Source organism: Flavobacterium tibetense (assembly GCF_003293845.1).
GTDB lineage: Bacteria > Bacteroidota > Bacteroidia > Flavobacteriales > Flavobacteriaceae > Flavobacterium > Flavobacterium tibetense.
This window is the reverse complement of sequence record NZ_QLST01000009.1, coordinates 1-18,099: the sequence shown is the minus strand read 5'-3', so window position 1 is coordinate 18,099 and position 18,099 is coordinate 1. Positions and strand designations below refer to the sequence as shown.

The window sequence follows — 18,099 nt, the reverse complement described above, 5'->3', positions numbered from 1 at the left end:
TTATTTTTATTTAAGACTATTGTCCTAACATCGCTTTCTTCAAGTTTTTGTCAGCTGGTTTTGCTGACAACCAAATTCCGAATAAGGCTTTTTTGAAATCGTTTCCTTCGATGGTTCCTTTTTTAGTATTGTTTTTGTAAACTACAACACCTTCATCAGTATTTACCATAGTGAACACATCGCCTTTTTTGATTTCATCTTTAAAGAAACTGATGAATTTATCAATTTTTGATTTTAATGGCGCTGTTTTCCCTCCAGTTGAATTTTCAAAACCTTCAGTAACCGCATCAATCATTTTATCTGAACTGATTAATCCAGAAACGATTGTTAAACGAATCGCTGATCCATCTTTACTAGCCATAATTTCATTGGCATTAGTACTTTTTTTCTCTACATATAAAGCACCAACATACATGTCCATGAACATTTTTACTCTTGTTCCTACTCCGTTCAGCACTAAGTTTTGACCTTCAATAGCTAGTTTGTCATCTACTTTAACGCCAGCTACGGTTTTTTGAGCATTCATTGTCATTGCTGTTGCAATCAATACAAAAAAGGTAATCATTTGTTTTTTCATAATAGTAATTTTTAATTGTGTTAAATATATAAATTTTTTCTTTTCAATTTACTGATAGTTGCATTTAATTCAAAACCTAAAAGCAAAACCATGCAGTTAATCCAGATATAAAACATCAAAACAAGAAGTGTGCCAATAGAACCATACAACTCATTATAATTGGCAAATTTCTCTACATAAATTCCGAAAATATAGGAAGATAAAACAATTAATAACGTTGTAAAAACAGCTCCATAGCTTATAAAAGAAATGTTACTAACTTCTTTTGTTCCAAATTTATATAAGATTGAAGTTGTAAATAAAATCATTAAAATCACAAACAAATAGCGTCCGTATTCCAATAAAAACAAATCATTACTAATAAAACCTTGATGTTTTATCTTTTGAATAACAACTTCAAAAACAATAATAGCTGCTACTGTAACCAATAAAATCAATGAAAGTGCGATAGATATTGCTAGTGAAATGAAATATTGCTTGAAAAAACTTCTTGTAATGGTGATATGACTTGACATTTCAAAACCTCCTAAAATAGCATTAACCCCATTTGTCATTAAAAAAATTGACAAAATAAAACCAGAAGACAACAAGCCTTGGTAACTATTATTTAAAATATCTTCAATGATTAGATAAATAGCATCATATGTATTTGGTGGAACGCCTTGCTCAACAAATTGCAAGAAATCTTGCTGAAAATTTTCTATTGGAATGTGCGGAATCAAATTTAAAATAAACAACGCAAACGGAAATAATGCCATAAAGAAACTAAAAGCAATAGCACTTGCTCTATAGGAAAATGCGCCTTTAAAAATTCCTAAAACATATAATTCTAAAATATCATACAAACTCAATCCTTGCAAAGAAGAAACCGAAATTTTCTTAGCAAAACGAACCAATTGTTTCACAACTGGAATTTTTTCGAGTTTATTTTCTATTACTTCCGACATTAGAAAGCTTTTAAACTTAAGTCTAAGTTATAAATGGAATGTGTTAAAGCTCCTGATGAAATATAATTCACACCACATTCAGCATAGTTTCTGATGGTTTTCTCGTTGATATTTCCTGAAGATTCAGTTAAACATTGGTCGCCAATTAGCTTCACGGCATCTTTTGTAGTTTCATAATCAAAATTATCTAACAAAATACGATACACGCCGCCAGCAGTCAAAATTTGAGTAACTTCATCTAAATTTCTTGCTTCAACAATAATCTTTAAATCGCGATTCGTTGCTTTTAGATATTCTTTCGTTTTTTGAATGGCTTGCGGAATGCCTCCTGCAAAATCGATATGATTGTCTTTCAACATAATCATGTCGTACAACGCAAAACGATGATTTTCGCCACCACCAATTTTAACCGCCCATTTTTCAATCGCTCTGATTCCTGGAGTCGTTTTTCTGGTATCTAAAACTTTGGTAGTTGTTCCTTCCAATAAGTCTACGAATGATTTAGTTTTGGTAGCAATGGCACTCATTCGTTGCATGGAATTTAAAACCAAACGTTCTGCTTTTAAAATGGATTGCGAACTTCCCGAAACATGAAAAACAATATCGCCATATTTTACTGGAGTTCCGTCGTTTATAAAAGTTTCAACTTTTAATGATTGATCCACATACTGAAATATCATTTTAGCAAAATCTACTCCTGCAATAATTCCCTGATCTTTTACAAGCAATTTGGCTCTTCCAGTAACCAAACTTGGAATACAAGCTAACGAACTATGATCACCATCTCCAACATCTTCTCTTATGGCGTTTTCAATGATAATTTGTAACTCGGCTTGAAATTGTTCTTGTGTAATCATCAAGTTATAGATTTTAAAAGGCTAAATTAAAAAATAAGTAGCAATGTAAAAAAGAAAAGCTCGGAAAACCGAGCTTTTTATTAGAAAAAGAAAATCTTATTTATAAATAGCTTCTTTTTTGAAGTGTTTTGCTAATAAATAGTAAACTACTGCTCTGTATTTACTCTTATTTGAACGACCATATTGTTCCATAACTGCATCAATAGCTTTATCTAAATCAGCACTATCTTTTAAACCTAACTTCTTGATTAAGAAATTATTTTTAACTGTATCTAACTCTTTTTGATCAGAACCAGCAACAGTTGATGAATCTGCATTATAAATTGATGGCCCACAACCAATCGTAACTTTTGTTAACAAATCCATATCTGGTGTAACACCACATTTGTCTTTTAAATCTGCCGCATATTTTGCGATTAATTCATCTCTTTTACTCATAATTTTTAATTTAATTGTTTTTTTGATTTACCCAAATTTAATTAAAAAAATATTACAAACGATTTTTTTCAAGTTATTTTTTTGAAAAATTCAAGTAAAATCTTATTGTTTTCCTTTTCTGGTGTAAAGATTTCTAAAATTGAAGGTTGATTCTCATTAGTAATAAATGCTTCCCAATTTCTCTCTAAATCTTCCGATGAATTAGCATTGAAATACTGAAAATCAAACATTTTTGCCAAGTGTGAAGCATTCAAATGGTGCGAAGTTTCAAAAAAAGTATTGAATGTTGGTGTTTCTTGATGACCAGGTAAAATTCTGAAAATCCCGCCACCACTGTTATTAACTAATATAATTTTAAAATTCTTCGGGATATAATTGTTCCAAAGCGCGTTACTATCATAAAAGAAACTAATATCGCCTGTAATCAAAATGGTTGATTTTGGCGAAACTAAAGCCGCTCCAATTGCTGTTGATGAACTTCCGTCGATGCCACTAGTACCACGATTACAGAAAACAGTTGTATTTGGGTTCAAGTCGAATAATTGCATGTAACGAATAGCCGAACTGTTACTAATTTGCAACTGACAAACTTCAGGCAAATGTTTTGATAAAAAATCAAATACTTTGAAATCAGAAAACGGAATTTCATAGGTATAAATTTCCCTTTTTTGCTTTCTGAAATTATGAATCGTAAGAAAGTGTTTTTGGTAATCTGATGCTGTATTTTCAGTCAAAAGTTGGTTAAAAAACAAATTCGGATGCGTTTTGAAATGTTGGGTCAAACAACCAAAAGTATCATAAGCTCGCAATTTATCAACATGCCAATGATTTTTGGGTTGAAATTTTCTCAAAAACGCTTTGATTCGTTTGGAAACTACCATTCCGCCGAAAGTTACTAGAATTTCAGGTTGAAAAGCCTCAAAATCTTCGGTTGAAAATGGCGTTATTAAAGAATCGATATTGGTAATAAAATTGGGATGATGCAAATTAGAAGTAGCTTCTGTTACTACTACAATACTTTCATCTTCGCCTAATTTTTGGATAATTTCTTTTTCTAATGTATTTGGAAATAATTCACCAACCAAAATCAATTTCTTTTTGGCTAGATTCCATTGGGAAATAAACGTTTTCTCTAATTCAAAATCATTCGAAGGCTTTAAATTAGGAATTAATTCTGGTTGTACTTCCAATATTTCCACCGTATCATAAAGTGGTTCTTCAAAAGGAATATTAATATGAACTGGTCCACGATTTTCAACAGCCGAATTTATCGCTTGATTGATTAAACTATCGTTTTCTTTGGAAGTTAATTCGGTCAAATTTGCTGAAAATAAGATATGATTTGCAAATACATTTTCCTGACGAATGGTTTGTCCGTCGCCAATATCAATTTTATTTTGTGGTCTATCAGCGCTTAAAATCACCAATGGAATTTGGCTATAAAAAGCTTCGGCTACTGCTGGGTAATAGTTCAAAACCGCCGAACCCGAAGTACAAACTACGGCAACAGGTTTTTGGATTTGTTGGGCAATTCCCATAGCAAAAAAAGCCGCACAACGCTCATCTGCAATACTGTAACAAGTAAAATACGGATTATTGGTAAACCCAATAGTTAGCGGTGCATTTCTTGAACCTGGTGAAATTACGATGTGTTGGATTCCTTTGGCTTTGCAAATTTCGATAACGCTTTGAGCTAAAGGAATTTTGGGATATATCATTTTTCTTGGAAATAAAATACAAATTTACAAAATTGCAAAGGTTTTAGTACTTTTACAGCAAATAATTTAATAATGCAATTAGAACTCCGACCTTATGTAGTAACCGATTGTGCTGCTATTTTGGAAATCATCAATTATAACATCATCCATTCTACTGCTTTGTATGATTATCATCCGCGAACACTTGCCCAACAAGAAGCCATTTTTGATGATAAGTTACAAAAGGATTTTCCGATTTTAGTGGCTGTTTTAGACAATAAAATTGTAGGTTTTGGTTATTATAGCGAATTTCGTTTTCGTGAGGCATATCGGTTTACTGTTGAGCATTCGGTTTATGTGCATCCCAATTTTCAAGGATTAAAAATTGGTCATCAACTTTTAGAAGCTTTAATTGCTCTAGCTAAAAACCAAAAACTTCACACTATGATTGCCGTTATTGATTCGGAAAATCAGGGTAGCGTGAAGTTTCATGAAAAACTTGGCTTTGAAACCGTTGGTATTATTAAAGAATCAGGCTTTAAGTTTAATCGCTGGTTGCATTCTGTTTTTATGCAGAAAATGCTTGATTAACTTTCAATCCAATTCACTATTTCAGCGTCTGTTGGCAACGTTCTTGGTGACACTACTTTATCTAATTCCCCTTTTTCGTTGATTAGATATTTCTGGAAATTCCATTGTACTTCGCTATCTTCTAAACCATTTTTAGCTTTTTGTGTTAAAAATTGGTAAACAGCATGCATGTCATTTCCTTTCACCGATATTTTTGACATCATTGGAAATGAAACACCGAAATTCTTTTGGCAGAAAGTAGCAATTTGTTGGTTGGTTCCTGGTTCTTGCGACCCAAAATTATTAGCAGGAAAACCTATAATTACAAAATTTTTGTCTTTGTGTTTTTCGTAAATCGCTTGTAATTGTTCGTATTGCGGTGTTAATCCACATTCTGATGCGGTATTTACCACTAAAATTTTCTTTCCTTTTAAAGTAGAAAAATCGAAAGTATTTCCTTCTAAATCTTCTACTTGGAATTGGTAAATAGTTTGTTTGCTCATCGTTTGACTGCTTGAAGATTCGTTATTGGTTTTCTTTTGAGCTTGGTTGTAACAACTCCAAATAAACGGAGTTATCATTAACAAAGTTATTAAATGTTTCATATTCTATTTTTAACCAAAGTTAGTATTAATTAAGTAAAAATTAACTTAAACAGTTATTAAAAGTAGTTTAATTTTTGTAAATTAGCTAGGTAAACTTTAAAACTTTTTATCATGAGAAAAAATAGACTTGTTGCATTAGTCGATCTTTCAGAAGAGACTAAACCGTTATATCCTTCTATCCAACATTTTTCTTCATTGATAGATGGTGATATTGTTTTAGCACACGAAGTTACAAGAGTTTTTCCAGCTTTTGTAGATTCTGACCAAAAAAGAGCCTTAATGTCTGACGAAAAAAAAGAAGCTATTAAGAAACTAGAATTACAAACTAAAGCATTTGAAAATAAAGCATTTGATTTAATGGTTACTGAGAGAAATGTGGTTGAGTTCATATCCGAATACACTTCAATAGATTATGACGATTGGGTTGTTACGGGTTTAAAAACACATGATTCCATTATGCATTATTTTACCAAAGGAACCATTCAAAAAATTATTGATGAAACCGATTTCATTAAGGTAATTTTGCCTTGCGACAAAGAAATTACATCTGTAACCAAAATCAAGTTTGCTACGCATTACAAATTTCCAGTGAACTACAGAAAATTAGAAACGGTTATAAATGCTTTATCAAAGAAAATTGATCATATTACCTTTTTTACCATTGTAAATGATAGTGATGACGAAACCAAAGTAAATCAACATTTAGAAGAACTAAAATCGCATTTTCCAAATTTGGATATCAAGACAAAAATTATTTATTCTAACAATTCTTTTTCTGAAATTGAACATGTAACGAGCCCAGAAACGCTGTTAATCATTCAAAAAGGAACGAGAAATTTGGTTGATGTCATTTCAAGAAAATTTACGACTAATTCGGTTTTAAAATCAAAGCTAACACCTTTGTTAATTTTGCCTAGTTAGTTAGTAATTTCATTAAAAAATAGTTTAAAATTATATGTTTTTCCTAAAGACCTTATTATCATTCTTAGAAGATGACGAGTATAGAGATTTATTACTTACAACAATTGGAATAATTGTTTTTGGAACTATTGTATACCATTATTTAGAAGGATGGAATTACATTGATTCACTTTATTTCTGTGTAATTACATTAACAACTGTGGGTTATGGTGATTTTTCTCCTCAAACCGATGAAGGAAAGCTTTTTACTATTTTCTACATCATTTTAGGATTAGGAATTATTTTAGGTTTTATCAATACCGTTCACAATCATTACAGAGATGAAAAACTAAACAAAATTAAAGAACGAAAAAAGAAAACTACATTATCAACAAAAGCAAGAAACCAACTTTAAAAGTTGGTTTCTTGTTTAAAACTATTTCTTATAATACTTTTTAAACTTAAAGTAAGACAACACACTTAATAATGTCACTAATGCTAATGAAACGTATATAAATGTTGGCGTTACCACTTTATCACCGCTAGCATACGAATGCAATCCTGATAAGTAGAAATTCACTCCAAAATACGTCATCAAAATAGAATAAAAAGCAAATACTGCCATTACATTGAAAACCCATCTGCTTCTTAATCCTGGAACTAATCTTGCGTGAATTACAAAGGCATACACCATAATACTAATTAATGCCCAAGTTTCTTTTGGATCCCAACCCCAGTAGCGTCCCCAACTCTCATTTGCCCATTGACCACCTAAGAAGTTTCCAATGGTTAACATCACTAAACCAACCACAAGCGCCATTTCATTGATATAACTTAATTCATCAATAGAAAGCTTCATTTTGGCTTTGTTTTTTTCATTTGTAAACAAAATCAAGAACAAGGTAACAATTCCTAAAATCATTCCCAAAGTAAATGGTCCGTAACTAGCTACAATAACCGCAACGTGAATCATTAACCAATACGAATTTAAAACTGGTTGTAAGTTGGCAATCGTTGGATCCATCCAATTCCAATGTGCAATCATCAAAATCATTGAAGTTACAAATGCTGTTGAAGCAACGGTTAATTTTGAACGATTTCCAAATAATAAACCAAACAACATGGTTGCCCAAGCTACATAAATCATACTTTCATAAGCATCACTCCATGGTGCGTGACCTGAAATATACCATCTAGCGATTAATCCCAAAGTATGCAAAAGGAAGAAAAATCCAACTACACCAAAGAAGAAATTCACACCATAACGCACTACTTTGTTATTTGAAAACATTTGGAACAAAGTGAAAATCATCATGAAAACACCTCCAATTAAATACAAATAAAACAAACGTTTGAAAATATCGTATTTGTTGTACAAAATTTCCGAATTGATTCTATCTTCTGATGGAACTACTTTTGCACCAAATTTCTCTTGGTATTTTTTTAATCCTACCAATAAACTATTCGCTATTTCATAATTGTTTGATTGCGAAGCTTTACTTGCCGCGTCCAAATAAAATGGCATTACGTTTTTGATAGAATCCAGAGCAGTTCCTGTTGGTTCATTTAATTCCAAATAAGAAACCCATTTGTTATTCTTATCGTTTGGAATGGGGAAAACACGCATGATTTCGCCTGTTAATGCCGAATACAATAAGTTTACTTTTTTATCAGTCTCAATAAAATCTTTTTGGAATTGATTTGGAATAGCAGCTCCATAAGCATCATCTAAATACGGAGCTAATTTATAAGCGCCTTGCTCATCAAAAAAGTTTATCAATGAAGCATATTTAGCAGACGATTCAATATTGGCAATTTTCCTGATGCTATCATTTCCTCTTTTCAAGTAAATAATCGGCACATTATACCAATACTGTGGAAATTGCGTCATAGAAATGAAAACCTGATCCGAAGTCATTCCTTCATAGGTATCACTTTTAGAAACTTTACGAAGTAATTCTGAAGAAAATGTATTGATAGGCTTCATACGGCCTCCTCTATCTTGAATGACTACTTTTCCAAAGTTAGCCGCATGTTCTTCCGAAACTTTAAATTTCTGTAAAAACTCTAGAATTTGTTTTTGGTCTGTAGGTTGGTGCGAATGATTTTGCGCAATAGTACTTCCAAAGACAAAAAACGCCAATACAGTCAACATCGAAGCCTTTTTCTGTTTGATTTTCTCGATTTTCGTTTTTAAATCGCCAAAACGGGTATTTTTATCAAATAAAATAACCATCAAACCAAAATACAGAAGAAAGTAACCAATGTAAGTTAATCCAGTTCCAAGTCCATCGTGATTTACAGATAAATGCGTTCCGCCTTCGTCTTGGTCAAAACCAGCTTGGAAGAAACGATAGCCTCTGTAGTCTAAAATATTATTCATAAAAACACTATCGCGGAAGGTTTTGTTTTTTTCTTGGTCAATAATTTCAATTTTCGATTTAAATGCCGAATAACTATTTTCAGTTCCTGGATATTTATCTGCAATAAAATCTTCTAATTTGATTTTAAAAGGCAATTCATATACTTTACTACCAAAAAACAACGTAAAATCTAAAGCCCCTACTTTCACACTTTGCGGAATTCCTTGCATACCACGAGCGCCCATTAAGGTTAAAACTTGTTCTTCACCTTGCGATTTTACTTTTACTAACAAAGCATCATTTGTCATTTTGTCTTTGAAATCATTATTCGATTTCAATTCCATTTTTCCTTTAATAGCAGGTTCTGGAAACACAAATTGGGTTCCAGCTAAACTATACAACGAACGTAAATTTAAAGGTTGTACCGAATCTTTCACTACTGCTCCTTGCGTTTGCGATGCCATAATCATATAATTTCCTTCGAATGGCGTTTGCAACAAGTAAGCACCGTTAACTATAGAAATATTAATTGCTCCTTCTGTAAATTTATTGAAAGCAAACAACACATTATGAATATTTTGCACTTCACCTGCTTTCAAATAATGCTCGTGGCGACTTCCCGTTCCTGATTCTACCATTTTCAAGTACAATTCACCATCTTCTGATGGCACAAGTGTTTCGGTAGCATTCATGATGTAATCTTCGTACACAATTTCAAAAGGAATACTATTAAATTCACCTTTCATCGTGAAATTGTTATTGGTAACAGGTGAAAAGTATTTTTTCTTTTCAAAAAATCTACGTCTTGTTTCGCCTTGAAAATCACCATCAACAAAAGCAGTAATGTGCGGCACGTCTGAATATACTCGATTTTCCGTTTCGCCTTCACGAATTAGCATCATGCCTTCGTAGCTAATATAGCGCGTAACAAAAGCGCCAACCAAAATGAAAATGAAAGACAAGTGCAACAATAAAGTAGCCCATTTTTCTTTTTTATGTAATTGGTAACGTTTGATATTTCCAATGAAGTTAATCGCGAAAATTCCCATGATAGCTTCAAACCACCAAGCGTTGTAGACTAAAATTCGAGCTGTATCTGTATTGTATTCGTTTTCTATAAAAGTTCCAACCGCCATTGCAACAGCAAAAGCAATAAACAAAACGGCCATTAAACGCGTGGAAAACAAGAAAGAAAATATTTTTTTGTCCATGAGGCATAATTTAAACGATTGCAAAGTTACTCAAATTGCAAAACATTTTAAGAAGTTTAACAAAGGTTTATTTTTGTTTAATACAGTAACTTAATTTCTTTGATATCATATTCGTGAACCAAATCATCTTCTTGTAGCAAAAGTAATTTTCCTTCAACCGAAACACCCTGAATAACAGCACTAAACGGTTTTTCATTACCCACTTGAAAACTAGCGACTTTGTCTTTCATGAAAAGATTTTGATGATACGTTTTCCAAAGAAATTCTGCATTAGAATGACTTAATTCTTCCAAAAGCAATTTGATTTCAGTTACAATTTCGGTTAAAAGTTGGTCTTTATCAAATAATGTATTAGCAACAACTGCCAATGAACTTGCTAGTGGTAAGTTTTCGAAATTCGTTTGGTTTACATTTAATCCTATTCCAATGATAGAAGTAATCTCGTTTGCAGATTTAAAGCTATTTTCGATTAAAATTCCAGCCACTTTCTTTTTCCCTGACAAAATGTCGTTTGGCCATTTGATGGATACATTTGGAATTTGAAATTTATTTAACGTGTTTAGTAAAGCATTGGCAACCAAAATGTTTAACACAAAAACAGAATCGTGTTTTGTTGTAAAATTCTTAACCAATACGCTAAAAGTCAAGTTTTTACCTCCTTCTGAAGCCCAATTACTACCTCGTTGTCCTTTGCCTTCTTGCTGGTTTTCAGCTACAACAATAGTGAATTCAGGTAAATTTTCGGTAGCTGACAGCTCTTTTAAAAAAGTATTTGTAGAAGGAATGGCACTGAGTTTGATGATGTTCATGAAGAAAAAATAACTTGAATTAATTTTAATGTTATGTTAAGGTTCAAAATTAAAGACAAAATTTGATAACTTTGCATAAAACTTAATAATATTAGATGACAAAAAATACGAGCAACGACGATTTAGTAGCGAATATCTTAAAAGGAATAGAAGACGTTAAAGGAGAAAACATTGATATCTTAGATTTAAGAGCATTAGACAACACGGTATGTGATTACTTCATTATTTGTAATGGAAATTCCAACACACAAGTGGTAGCAATTACAAATTCCATACAAAAAGCAGTTTCTAAAGAACTTAAAGAAAAGCCATGGCACGTGGAAGGAACAGAAAATGGCGAATGGGTTTTAATGGATTATGTGAATGTAGTAGTTCATGTATTTCAAAAGCACATTCGTGAATATTACAACATTGAAAGTTTGTGGGGCGATGCCAAAATTACATCTATAGCAAGTAAATACTAAAAATATATGTCAGACAATAAAAATCCAAAACTTAAGGTAAACCCTTGGTTATTCTATGGATTAGCCATTGGTATTTTATTACTAATTTCATTATTTGGAAGAGGTTTAGATTTTAGTAATCCGAAACCAACTACTTTATCTAAATTTTATCAATATTTAGATTCTAATCAAATTGAAAAAATAACTTTTTCCAATACAAGAGCTAGTATTTTCTTGAAAGAAGAAGCACTTACTGCTGAAGAACACAAAAAAGTAAAAGATGATGTATTTGGAAAAACCAATACCAAAGGACCTCATTATTTTACTGAAATTGGAAATATAGAACTGTTCCAAAAAACCATAGAAGAAGCGCGTCAAAAAGGGACAATTGCTTCCTACGACAAAGAACCAGAGAGTATGTGGGGTGAATTACTTGGCTTCTTATTGCCTTTCATTCTGATTGCTGCATTGTGGATTTTCATGATGCGTAGAATGTCAGGTGGTGGTGCTGGCGGTGGCGGACAAATTTTCAACATTGGTAAATCGAAAGCGAAATTATTTGATGAAAAAAATGACGTTAAAGTAACTTTTGAAAACGTTGCTGGATTAGAAGGCGCAAAAGAAGAAATTGAAGAAATTGTTGAGTTCTTGAAAAACCCTGAAAAATACACTTCCATTGGTGGGAAAATTCCAAAAGGAGCTTTATTAGTTGGACCTCCAGGAACAGGAAAAACATTATTAGCGAAAGCCGTTGCAGGTGAAGCTAAAGTTCCGTTTTTCTCTTTATCAGGTTCTGATTTCGTGGAAATGTTTGTGGGTGTTGGTGCTTCTCGTGTAAGAGATTTATTCAAACAAGCTAAAGAAAAAGCTCCAGCTATTATTTTTATTGATGAAATTGATGCTGTGGGTCGTGCTCGTGGGAAAAACAACATGACAGGCGGAAACGACGAAAGAGAAAACACCTTAAACCAATTGTTAACTGAAATGGATGGTTTTGGAACCAATACTAATGTAATTGTATTAGCTGCTACCAACCGTGCCGATGTATTAGATAAAGCATTAATGCGTGCGGGACGTTTTGATCGTCAAATTTATGTGGATTTACCAGACATTAGAGAACGTAAAGCAATTTTTGAAGTCCATTTAAAACCAATAAAAAAATCAGAAGAATTAGATACTGAATTTTTAGCCAAACAAACACCAGGGTTTTCTGGAGCTGACATTGCTAATGTTTGTAACGAAGCGGCTTTAATTGCTGCTAGAAAAGGCAAAAAAGCGGTTGACAAACAAGATTTCTTAGATGCCGTTGATAGAATTGTAGGCGGTTTAGAAAAGAAAAATAAAATTGTTACACCAGATGAAAAACGCGCTATTGCTGTTCATGAAGCTGGTCACGCTACAGTGAGCTGGATGTTAGAACATGCCGCTCCATTAGTAAAAGTAACTATTGTTCCTCGTGGTCAAAGCTTAGGTGCTGCTTGGTATTTACCTGAAGAAAGACTAATTGTTAGACCGGAACAAATGCTTGATGAAATGTGTGCTACAATGGGCGGAAGAGCAGCTGAAAAGGTAATGTTTAATAAAATTTCGACTGGAGCTTTGAGTGATTTGGAGAAAGTTACCAAACAAGCTCGTGCCATGGTAACCATTTATGGTTTGAACGAAAAATTAGGCAACATTACTTACTACGATTCTACGGGTCAAAGTGAGTACAGTTTCTCAAAACCCTATTCTGAAGAAACAGCACAAGTAATTGATAAGGAAATTTCAGGTATCATTGAAAAAGAATACCAAAGAGCTATTCGTTTATTAGAAGATAATAAAGATAAACTTACGCAATTAGCCGATATTTTAATTGAGAAAGAAGTTATTTTTAAAGACGATTTAGAGACTATTTTTGGAAAAAGACCTTTTGGAAAAACTGAAGATTTTTCTGAGAATCCAATTGTAGAATAAAAAAATATCACATTTTGTAAAAATCTTAGTTCAAATAACGATTTGAGCTAAGATTTTTTTATCTTTGGCTCATATTAGAAAATTACCTACAAAAAATTAATGAGCCTTTTTAGAAAATTTTTTGGGAACTCAGGAGACAATTCCAAGAGTGATGAGACAAACGAAGATAAAAGTCCATACACTCCAGAAGTTAGTTTACCAATAGACGAAATGTTTACTCACAATTTCATGAAAAATGGTGGGAAATTTATCTATTGTGACTCTCTCGAAGAAGTTAATGAAAACTTTCTTAATATTTTAGAAGAAAACGATTGGTTTGAAGGTGAAGCTTTGTGTTTTGATTCTCGATTATTTTATTTGCTAGACGAAAACAAAATCAATCATACAAACGTTAAAAATCCAAATTTCATTCTATCTTCTTGCGAAAATCTTATTGCTGACGAAGGTTCAATTTTATTTTCATCAAAGCAAATTAGCCACTTGAAACCAAACGAACTACCAACAAATATGGTTGTTTTTGCTACTATGAGTCAGTTAGCAGGTAACAAAAGTGATGGTATGCGCTTCATTAAAAACAAATACGAAAAAGAATATCCAACCAATATTACCACTATAAAGTATTTTGAAAAAGCAAAAGAAGAAGATTTCCTTCATTATGGAAGTACTCATAAAAACTTATATTTGCTTTTGTTAGAAGACCTCTAAAATGAATGAAACGCTAAAAAGAGCATTATCTGGAGCCGTTTACATTATCGTACTATTAGGCTGTATTTTACACTCCAAAGAAAGTTTAGCAATTCTTTTTGGCATGTTTTTAGTCATTGGTGTATTTGAATTTTCAAAACTTATAACAATAAATCGTTATTTAAGTTTACTGCTAGCCGCTGGGACTTATGTTATGCTTTGGAATCAACATAAAAATTTCCCAATCAACGACAGCATCACACTCTTTACCACTATTGTTTCTATAGGTTTGCTGGTATTTCTTTTCAAGCAAAACGAATCCTCTTTTAAAATAGGAACTAAATATTTAATTTTATTTGGTTACCTCATTTTTCCTTTTGTCATTACCAATTATATTGCAATGGGTACAAAAGGCTACAACCCTAAAATTTTGGTTTCCATTTTAATTCTCATTTGGAGTAACGATACTTTTGCTTATTTGGTTGGAAAAAACTTCGGAAAAACAAAATTACTGCCACTTGTTTCACCTAAAAAAACAGTAGAAGGATTTTTTGGTGGTATGTTTTTTACAATTGTGAGTGGAATTTTACTCGCTAAATTTTACATTGGCGCCAATATTTTATACATTTGGATTATAATTGCAATTATAGTAAGTGTATTTAGTACACTTGGCGATTTAATCGAGTCCAAATTTAAACGCGTGGCTGGAATCAAAGACAGCGGCAAAATCATGCCCGGTCATGGAGGTATTTTAGATCGATTAGATAGTATTATATTTGTAATTCCTTTTATTAACTTGTTTTATTTAATTTTACGCTATGTTTCATAAAGAAGGTTCAAAAATCATTTTCATTACACTACTATTGGTAGTTGGAGTAATTTTCGCTACAGATTTTATCGCAATCCCTTGGTTAAAAACAGTTTTAATTTTGATTGCCATTGTTTTCTTAGTATTGGTTCTACAATTTTTCAGAAATCCAAAAAGAGAAATTGACAACAGCGACAATCATGTTTTGGCTCCAGTTGATGGAAAAGTAGTAGTAATTGAAGAAGTTTACGAACCTGAATACTTTAAAGACAAGCGCTTAATGGTTTCCATTTTCATGTCGCCAATTAATGTTCACGTTACGCGTTATGCATTAAATGGTGTTGTAAAATACAGCAAATACCATCCAGGAAAATATTTGGTAGCTTGGCATCCAAAAGCAAGTGAAGAAAACGAACGTACAACCGTTGTAATAGATAATAGAATCTACGGAGAAGTGATGTACCGCCAAATTGCTGGTGCATTAGCGAGAAGAATTGTTAATTATGCTGAAGAAGGTATGCGAGTAATTCAAGGAAAAGACGCTGGTTTTATCAAATTTGGTTCAAGAGTAGATATGTATTTTCCTTTAGGAACTCCAATTGATGTAGTTCTTGGTCAAAAAGCTATTGGCGGAAAAACAGTAATTACAAAAAAATAAACATGGCTGAAAAAGATTTAGATACTTTATTTGATGAAGCTTTTAACAATGCGCAATTGATTCCACAAGATTCGGTTCCGCCAGACCAACAGTTGATTTTGTATGGACTATACAAACAGGCTACTAGCGGTAATGCTCACAACACTATGTATCAAAATCCACAAGATATTATTAATGCTTTTAAACTAAATGCTTGGATGCAAGTAAAGCATTTAAGCATTGACGATGCCAAACAACAATACATCGATATTATTAATCAATTAATGAAAGAACGAAATTTATGAAACCTATTTTCTATTCTTTAAGTTTCTTATTTCTTTTTATTTCTTGCAATAACAATAACGGATTAGTTGAAGTTGAACTTCCAGAACCGGAAGAAATTTCAGCACCAACATACATTGAACCTAAAAACGTAAAAATTGATGTTGGAACATTTGCATTGGTAGAAATCCCGTATCAGTTTGGTGATTTAGAACCGCATTTTGATGGAAAAACTATGGAAATTCACTTTTCTAAACATTATGTGGGTTATACCAATAAAATGAATGCGTCTTTAAAAGAAGCTAAAATTGAAACTAAAAATATTGAAGAAGTTTTGGCTTTGGTTTCAGATGTTAATCCTACTTTAAAAAATAATGCTGGCGGTTATTACAATCACAGCTTGTTTTTTGAGATTTTAACTCCAAAAAGTACCAAAAAACCAAATAACAAAACCCTTGAAGCTATAAATAGTAACTTTGGCTCTTTTGATGAGTTTAAGCGAAAATTTATACAAGCATCTACTAATCATTTTGGTTCAGGTTGGACTTGGTTAGTTGTAACCAATGACGGAAAATTAGCAATCACAACTACAACCAACCAAGACAATCCGTTGATGCCAAATGCAACTGTAAAAGGAACTCCAATTTTAGGATTAGATTTATGGGAACACAGCTATTATCTAAAATACCAAAACAAAAGAGCCGATTATATTGACGCTTTCTTTGAAGTAATCAATTGGGAAGTAGTTGAGAAAAAATTGGAAGCCAATACAAAAACTCAAAATCCTGCATAAATAAATCCCGAATGAATCGGGATTTTTTTTTATCTAAACATATATATAGAAGTATTCGTTTAATTACCAAAACAATTTCATTATTCGCATTAACCGATTGGAGTTATAGGAATTACTTTTACTTTTAATACCGTTTTTGTTTTTAACCGATTAAATCTCAGTTGATGAATTGTAATAATTTTTATATATTTACAATTGAAATAATGTATGATCTTTATCATACATATCTACCCAAAAATAGAGAGATATGTATGACGCAGTCATACATATAAACAAGTTGGCAATAATGATGAAAAAAGACCTCGAAATAAAATTAGAATATTTGAATTCAGCGATTGACTTGACTGATTTTAATACAATAGAACGTGGATTAAAATATCATTTGAGATTTGAACTTGGAGACCCATATGAAAACGGAACAAAAAAGCGAGTAAATCAAGCGACCAAAAGAGCTGCCGAATTATTTGAAAACCATATTAGCGAAAATTCAGAAATCTACTTGATAATTTATGACTTTGTAGATGAAATGTTCGCGCGAACACCAAACCACATTTACGAGTTATTAAAATCGGAAAACATAAAAACTGAACAGTTTGAGGAAAATTTAGCAACAAGATATTTTGACCACGAAGATAATATTGAGCGTGTAAAAGGAAAATTAACGATTTGCAGAGCGGAAAGAAATGAAATTAAATACTCTGAAATATTTAATGGAATAGCGAATACCGAAATGGGGTTTTCACCAACGATACATCAACTTATTTATTTTTTTCAACCGAAAACGAAAAAATGGTTTTGGATGTACGATGACAGAGGTTGCTTAATGTTTAGCGATAGGACATCTGATTTAAAAGAGAACTTGGAAAAATTTGACAGTTGGATAGTGGAAAATCAACGGAATGAAATGGAAAAACAATTTAAATGAATCACTATTGCCAATCGAGTAGACTGCCCTGCCAGAAACTGACAGGGTGAGCCTCTCACACCACCGAGCATACGGGTCACGTACTCGGCGGTTCGCAAAAAGATGGGTTGAGTTGAATGTAGATTTCCGTTAAGGATTCGTATCCTTTTTGTTTCAAGCGTTTCAAGGTAATAGTTGTTCCTAAAATGGGACTTTGGGCAATCGCCCAACCACCTTTTCGAGTTCTGCTCCATGCATAGGCGTGGTCTTGGTCAACCCCCAATCGAATCAGGTTTTTCCTTTTCCTTTCAGGTTTCTTCCAGTCGTGCCAAATACAATAGCGGATGCGATTCCGCAGCCAACCATCCATATCTCGTAGTTTTCCCATGATGTTGGTTCCTCGAAAATAGTTTAGCCATCCTCGTTGGATTTCCTTTATCTTGGTGATACGTTCTTCTAGTTTGGCTGGGGTGGTTTTTCGGGTAATGCTTTTGAATCGCATCTTTAGGTTTTTCCATGCCTTTTCGGCTACTACGAGTTGGTATTGATTCTTGTTTCCTTTATTGTAAACGGGCACAAATCCAAAGCCAAGTAACGTAAAGTTAGAGGGTTTTCTAA

Annotated in this window: 20 protein-coding genes; 11 read left to right on the top strand and 9 right to left on the bottom strand. The window is 32.5% G+C overall.

The genetic code is table 11. The features are described from left to right. Nucleotides 1-16 precede the first annotated feature (16 nt). From DPN68_RS08170 to menD, 5 genes are all read right to left on the bottom strand, one after another. Nucleotides 17-577: a chalcone isomerase family protein gene (locus DPN68_RS08170; protein ID WP_113989165.1), complete on the bottom strand. Its 561-nt coding sequence runs from the start codon at nucleotides 575-577 to the stop codon at nucleotides 17-19. Between the two features lie 20 nt (nucleotides 578-597). Next, nucleotides 598-1,524, bottom strand: coding sequence for a YihY/virulence factor BrkB family protein (locus DPN68_RS08165; protein ID WP_113989164.1), 927 nt, complete (start codon nucleotides 1,522-1,524; stop codon nucleotides 598-600). Then, nucleotides 1,524-2,381: a carboxylating nicotinate-nucleotide diphosphorylase gene (gene nadC, locus DPN68_RS08160; RefSeq protein WP_113989163.1), complete on the bottom strand. Its 858-nt coding sequence runs from the start codon at nucleotides 2,379-2,381 to the stop codon at nucleotides 1,524-1,526. The genes DPN68_RS08165 and nadC overlap by 1 nt, the downstream gene beginning before the upstream one ends. Nucleotides 2,382-2,477: 96 nt before the next feature. After that, on the bottom strand, nucleotides 2,478-2,819 hold the full coding sequence (locus DPN68_RS08155) for a DUF2853 family protein (RefSeq protein ID WP_113989162.1): 342 nt from the start codon (nucleotides 2,817-2,819) through the stop codon (nucleotides 2,478-2,480). Between the two features lie 68 nt (nucleotides 2,820-2,887). Next, nucleotides 2,888-4,537, bottom strand: a complete 1,650-nt coding sequence (gene menD / locus DPN68_RS08150) for a 2-succinyl-5-enolpyruvyl-6-hydroxy-3-cyclohexene-1-carboxylic-acid synthase (protein WP_113989161.1) — start codon at nucleotides 4,535-4,537, stop codon at nucleotides 2,888-2,890. Nucleotides 4,538-4,609: 72 nt separating this feature from the next. Here menD and DPN68_RS08145 point away from each other — a divergent pair, with 72 nt between their 5' ends. After that, a complete protein-coding gene (locus tag DPN68_RS08145) occupies nucleotides 4,610-5,107 on the top strand; it encodes a GNAT family N-acetyltransferase (protein ID WP_113989160.1) in 498 nt (165 codons plus the stop codon). Here the strand turns inward: DPN68_RS08145 and DPN68_RS08140 are convergent. Beyond that, nucleotides 5,104-5,691: a glutathione peroxidase gene (locus DPN68_RS08140; protein ID WP_113989159.1), complete on the bottom strand. Its 588-nt coding sequence runs from the start codon at nucleotides 5,689-5,691 to the stop codon at nucleotides 5,104-5,106. The two genes, DPN68_RS08145 and DPN68_RS08140, sit on opposite strands and share 4 nt — an antisense overlap. 111 nt (nucleotides 5,692-5,802) lie before the next feature. Between DPN68_RS08140 and DPN68_RS08135 the strand changes: the two genes are divergently transcribed. Both DPN68_RS08135 and DPN68_RS08130 read left to right on the top strand, forming a co-directional pair. Next, entirely contained in the window at nucleotides 5,803-6,612 is an 810-nt protein-coding gene (locus tag DPN68_RS08135; RefSeq protein WP_113989158.1) for a hypothetical protein, read from the top strand. A 34-nt stretch (nucleotides 6,613-6,646) separates the two neighbouring features. Beyond that, nucleotides 6,647-7,006, top strand: a complete 360-nt coding sequence (locus tag DPN68_RS08130; protein ID WP_113989157.1) for a potassium channel family protein — start codon at nucleotides 6,647-6,649, stop codon at nucleotides 7,004-7,006. Between the two features lie 21 nt (nucleotides 7,007-7,027). Here DPN68_RS08130 and ccsA read toward each other — a convergent pair whose 3' ends face one another. Together ccsA and DPN68_RS08120 are read right to left on the bottom strand one after the other, a co-directional pair. Further along, complete coding sequence (gene ccsA / locus DPN68_RS08125; RefSeq protein WP_113989156.1) at nucleotides 7,028-10,165, bottom strand: cytochrome c biogenesis protein CcsA; 3,138 nt, start codon at nucleotides 10,163-10,165, stop codon at nucleotides 7,028-7,030. 77 nt (nucleotides 10,166-10,242) lie between these two features. Continuing rightward, nucleotides 10,243-10,974, bottom strand: a complete 732-nt coding sequence (locus tag DPN68_RS08120) for a biotin--[acetyl-CoA-carboxylase] ligase (RefSeq protein WP_113989155.1) — start codon at nucleotides 10,972-10,974, stop codon at nucleotides 10,243-10,245. A 95-nt stretch (nucleotides 10,975-11,069) separates the two neighbouring features. Here DPN68_RS08120 and rsfS point away from each other — a divergent pair, with 95 nt between their 5' ends. From rsfS to DPN68_RS08080, 8 genes are all read left to right on the top strand, one after another. Then, nucleotides 11,070-11,438, top strand: a complete 369-nt coding sequence (gene rsfS, locus DPN68_RS08115; RefSeq protein WP_113989154.1) for a ribosome silencing factor — start codon at nucleotides 11,070-11,072, stop codon at nucleotides 11,436-11,438. 6 nt (nucleotides 11,439-11,444) lie between these two features. Beyond that, entirely contained in the window at nucleotides 11,445-13,373 is a 1,929-nt protein-coding gene (gene ftsH / locus DPN68_RS08110) for an ATP-dependent zinc metalloprotease FtsH (protein ID WP_113989153.1), read from the top strand. Nucleotides 13,374-13,472: 99 nt separating this feature from the next. Continuing rightward, nucleotides 13,473-14,078, top strand: coding sequence for an LUD domain-containing protein (locus DPN68_RS08105; protein ID WP_113989152.1), 606 nt, complete (start codon nucleotides 13,473-13,475; stop codon nucleotides 14,076-14,078). 1 nt (nucleotide 14,079) lies between these two features. Continuing rightward, nucleotides 14,080-14,886, top strand: a complete 807-nt coding sequence (locus tag DPN68_RS08100) for a phosphatidate cytidylyltransferase (RefSeq protein WP_113989151.1) — start codon at nucleotides 14,080-14,082, stop codon at nucleotides 14,884-14,886. Further along, nucleotides 14,876-15,523: a phosphatidylserine decarboxylase family protein gene (locus DPN68_RS08095; RefSeq protein WP_113989150.1), complete on the top strand. Its 648-nt coding sequence runs from the start codon at nucleotides 14,876-14,878 to the stop codon at nucleotides 15,521-15,523. The genes DPN68_RS08100 and DPN68_RS08095 overlap by 11 nt, the downstream gene beginning before the upstream one ends. 2 nt (nucleotides 15,524-15,525) lie before the next feature. Continuing rightward, entirely contained in the window at nucleotides 15,526-15,807 is a 282-nt protein-coding gene (locus tag DPN68_RS08090; protein ID WP_113989149.1) for an acyl-CoA-binding protein, read from the top strand. Next, nucleotides 15,804-16,577, top strand: a complete 774-nt coding sequence (locus tag DPN68_RS08085) for a superoxide dismutase (RefSeq protein WP_113989148.1) — start codon at nucleotides 15,804-15,806, stop codon at nucleotides 16,575-16,577. Before DPN68_RS08090 ends, DPN68_RS08085 begins: the two co-directional genes overlap by 4 nt. 286 nt (nucleotides 16,578-16,863) lie before the next feature. Then, entirely contained in the window at nucleotides 16,864-17,502 is a 639-nt protein-coding gene (locus DPN68_RS08080) for a DUF3885 domain-containing protein (RefSeq protein WP_113989147.1), read from the top strand. 76 nt (nucleotides 17,503-17,578) lie between these two features. Here DPN68_RS08080 and DPN68_RS08075 read toward each other — a convergent pair. Beyond that, a partial coding sequence (locus DPN68_RS08075; RefSeq protein WP_317047776.1) for a group II intron maturase-specific domain-containing protein occupies nucleotides 17,579-18,099 on the bottom strand: 521 nt, incomplete at its 5' end.